This window comes from Curvibacter gracilis ATCC BAA-807, from assembly GCF_000518645.1.
In the GTDB taxonomy this organism is placed as follows: domain Bacteria; phylum Pseudomonadota; class Gammaproteobacteria; order Burkholderiales; family Burkholderiaceae_C; genus Curvibacter; species Curvibacter gracilis.
Genome location: NZ_JADZ01000068.1, coordinates 1 through 2,849 on the forward strand (window position 1 = coordinate 1; position 2,849 = coordinate 2,849).

Below are 2,849 nucleotides of genomic sequence, written 5' to 3' on the forward strand. Positions count from 1 at the left end.
AGGGGCGAGACGCCGCAGGCGGCTCGATGCGCAGCACGAAAGCCCGGCCCCGTAGGGGAGACGCCCTAACGACGGCGGGAATCCTGGTGCAACAGGTCATAGACGCCCTGCCCTTCGCTGTGCTGGCAATACTGGCACCAGCGGAGCATCCCCGCAGGCGTAGCCCGCCATTGCGTCATGCCGCGCTTTGCACATACCGGGCAAAGCCCGCGTTTCGGCTTGCGGGCACCAAAGCCCTGGCCAGCTCTCACGCCCACGGCGCACACCCGAAAAAGGGCCACGCCGGGACGGCGAAGCCGTGCCGGCCAAGCCCAGCAGGATGCCGCGCGGCGGGGCGCAGCCCCAAGAGCGCCCGCCCGCGCAGGCGGGCGGTGGTCATCAGCATTGCCAGTTGGCGCGGAAGCCGCGCCAGTCGCGGGCCACAAAGCCCGTGGCCGATTCGAGCGCGGCGGCCAGGGCCTCGGCGCGTTCATGGGACGAGTGACGGCGGATCACGGCCGCAAACTCGGCCAGGGTCAGGCGGGAACCCCAGCGCACCAAGTAGCCCCATGCCGCGATAGCGTGGCGGATCAGTTCGTTGGTGGCGGTGTCGGCGGCGGTCTTGCTCATGGTCATATCCTCGGGTTGGATGGTCTAAGGGTGAAGCTCACGCGCGGGCCTGCTCGCCCTGGTGCGCGTCAGCGGGTTGCAGCGCCGGCCAGCGGACGGCGCTCCGATTTAGGCGGCGGCCTCCAGCTCGGGCACGGCGCGGGATTCATCCAGGCGCAAGCGGGATTCAGGAACCGGGAACCACGGGCAATCCCAGTCCAGCAGATAGCGCGCTCCGTTCGCGTACTGGCCGCACGGCGAAGCCGGGCGCTGATAGAAGCCGGTGACGCGCAAGGGAAACTCAATGCCTGCCGGGTTCGTGTAAATCACCGGATCACCGGCCTTGAATCGCAAGGGCTGGCCGTTCTCGGGTGCATAGGGCTTTTGCGCGTCGTGCTGGGCGGTGACTTCCTCGGCCCATTCGTGGTGGCTGCTCATGGTGTCGTCCTTCGTGTAGTGGCGGGAGGGATGCCCGGCCGCGCGTCCAGCGTGGCCGGGCGGCTCGGGTTAGCCCTTCAGGCGGCGCATTTCCTCGGCCAGCACCCACAAGGCACGGTTCAGCTTAACGCTCTGGTCAATGCCGTTGACCGGGCGCGTTGTGGTGGTGCGGCCGCTGCGGTTGCGGCCGCGCAGTCCGCCCTTCATCATGTTTTCCTGCACGCGGTTGAAGGTCGTCCACATGTCGTCGCGGCGGTCCTCGAAGCGGCGCGGGGCCAGGATTTGGGATTCAGTCACGGGCACAGCCCCGCTGTCCTGGTCGTCGTACTTCAGGGCCAGTGCAGCGCGGGCAAAGGCGGCCTGCTCGCCCTGGTTGAGCGTGAGCACCTGCATGGCCTCGCGCTGGGCGGTGGCTTCCTCGAAGCTGTCCAGCACCTTGAAAGCGCCTTCGATCACATCGCCCACCACGTCGCCGTTATGGCGCACGCGGATGTCGCTGGTTGTCTCGCCGCATACCATGCCGTTAGAGCACACAAAGCGGAACATGCCGGCCAGCATCTGGTAGCTGCTGGTGCCGTCGTGGCTGTTCAGCAGGATGATTTCATTCGCCTCGCGGCCGGCGATCTGGTCGGCGTGGCGCAGGCGGATCATGTGCTTGGTGTGCTCGCGCTTTTCCTCGTTGCGCACGCGGGTCTGGCAAACCATGAAGGGCTGGAAACCCTCTTTGCGCAGGCCGTTCAGAACGTCAATGGTCGGGATATAGGTGTAACGCGCGGAGCGGCTTTCGTGGGCGGCCTCGGCAAAAATCGAGGGGGCCACGGCGCGGATTTGGTCATCCGACAGGGGCATGTCGGCGCGGATACCGGAAGCATTGCGGAAGCGGCTTGCGAGTTGCATGGTCATTTCTCCAGTGAGTTGATGATGGTCTAGGGATCAAAGGGCCGATAAGCCCGGCCTGCTCGCCGGGCCTGTCGGTTGTTCAGGTCTGCGGCGCGGATTCGCGCAACATCCCTTGAATCTTGGCTTGGAGGTCTTCCAAGCGGGCCACCGCCTCGGCGGTGCCTTCTTCGTTCGGGCAGTAGTCTTTTTTGTCGTCGATGAGGTTTTTCACTGCATATTCCAGATCGAAAAGCTCATCACGGGTAAAGCTGCTGGCCATGATTAGCGGCGGCCTTGACCGGCTTGCTCGGTGCTGTCGTAGTCGCGCATCCAGTCGTCGTGCTCGGCGTTGCCGGGGCCTTGCTGCTGCTGGCCAGCGTCACCGCCTGCACGGTTGCCGCTGGGACGGCCCAGGTACTGCACGCGCTCGGCCTCGAAGTTGAAACCGCCCTTGCGTTCGGCCTGCTTGTACCAGCTACGAATCCGGCCCATCACCGCCACGGTGGAACCCTTCTTCAGAAACTTGGCGTCGTTCTCGGCTTGCTTGCCGTAGGTCGTCACCGGGATGAAGTCGGTTTCTTCGTGCTTCTTGCCGTCGCGGTCGAAATAGACGTTATCCACGGCGACAGTGAAGGTCACGGAAGGCGTGCCGCTGGGCGTGTAGCGCAATTCCACGTCCTTGGTCACGTTGCCCACGATGGTGAAAGTGTTGATGCTGGCCATGATCGAAGCTCCTTTTTTGCTCGGTTGATGGTGGTCTTTGCTGCCTGGTGCAGAACCGTTCTTTGTTCCTACACCATGAGTCATATTGTACCATAAAACTATTGACCGTCAATAGTTTGTGAGAGAAAAAAGCCTGATTTTTCGCGGGTTCCCGGCTTGTGTTTCTTCGGGGTTCAGGCAAGCTACCTTGGAGCCTCGGGGCGGGGTTTGGGGGCCGGAAC

At 63.9% G+C, this 2,849-nt stretch carries 5 protein-coding genes; all 5 read right to left on the bottom strand.

Annotated features, from left to right (window positions below):
- Positions 1–378: 378 nt before the first annotated feature.
- The 5 genes from L880_RS0125490 to L880_RS0125510 all read right to left on the bottom strand — a co-directional run bounded on the left by L880_RS0125490 (position 379) and on the right by L880_RS0125510 (position 2,628).
- Positions 379–609, bottom strand: coding sequence for a hypothetical protein (locus tag L880_RS0125490; protein ID WP_017510837.1), 231 nt, complete (start codon positions 607–609; stop codon positions 379–381).
- Positions 610–717: 108 nt separating this feature from the next.
- Positions 718–1,026: a hypothetical protein gene (locus L880_RS0125495; RefSeq protein WP_009242150.1), complete on the bottom strand. Its 309-nt coding sequence runs from the start codon at positions 1,024–1,026 to the stop codon at positions 718–720.
- A 69-nt stretch (positions 1,027–1,095) separates the two neighbouring features.
- Positions 1,096–1,923, bottom strand: coding sequence for a DUF932 domain-containing protein (locus L880_RS0125500; RefSeq protein WP_013723334.1), 828 nt, complete (start codon positions 1,921–1,923; stop codon positions 1,096–1,098).
- Positions 1,924–2,005: 82 nt separating this feature from the next.
- The gene (locus L880_RS0125505; RefSeq protein WP_009242152.1) at positions 2,006–2,185 is read right to left on the bottom strand and encodes a hypothetical protein; all 180 of its coding nucleotides are present in this window, start codon (positions 2,183–2,185) and stop codon (positions 2,006–2,008) included.
- 2 nt (positions 2,186–2,187) lie between these two features.
- A complete protein-coding gene (locus L880_RS0125510) occupies positions 2,188–2,628 on the bottom strand; it encodes a single-stranded DNA-binding protein (protein WP_009242153.1) in 441 nt (146 codons plus the stop codon).
- Positions 2,629–2,849 lie beyond the last annotated feature (221 nt).

Excerpts from the sequence above, each read along its gene's own strand:
- L880_RS0125500 (WP_013723334.1), bottom strand. The coding sequence starts at position 1,923 with ATGCAACTCGCAAGCCGCTTCCGCAATGCTTCCGGTATCCGCGCCGAC.
- L880_RS0125510 (WP_009242153.1), bottom strand. The coding sequence starts at position 2,628 with ATGGCCAGCATCAACACTTTCACCATCGTGGGCAACGTGACCAAGGAC.
- L880_RS0125490 (WP_017510837.1), bottom strand. The coding sequence starts at position 609 with ATGAGCAAGACCGCCGCCGACACCGCCACCAACGAACTGATCCGCCAC.
- L880_RS0125495 (WP_009242150.1), bottom strand. The coding sequence starts at position 1,026 with ATGAGCAGCCACCACGAATGGGCCGAGGAAGTCACCGCCCAGCACGAC.
- L880_RS0125505 (WP_009242152.1), bottom strand. The coding sequence starts at position 2,185 with ATGGCCAGCAGCTTTACCCGTGATGAGCTTTTCGATCTGGAATATGCA.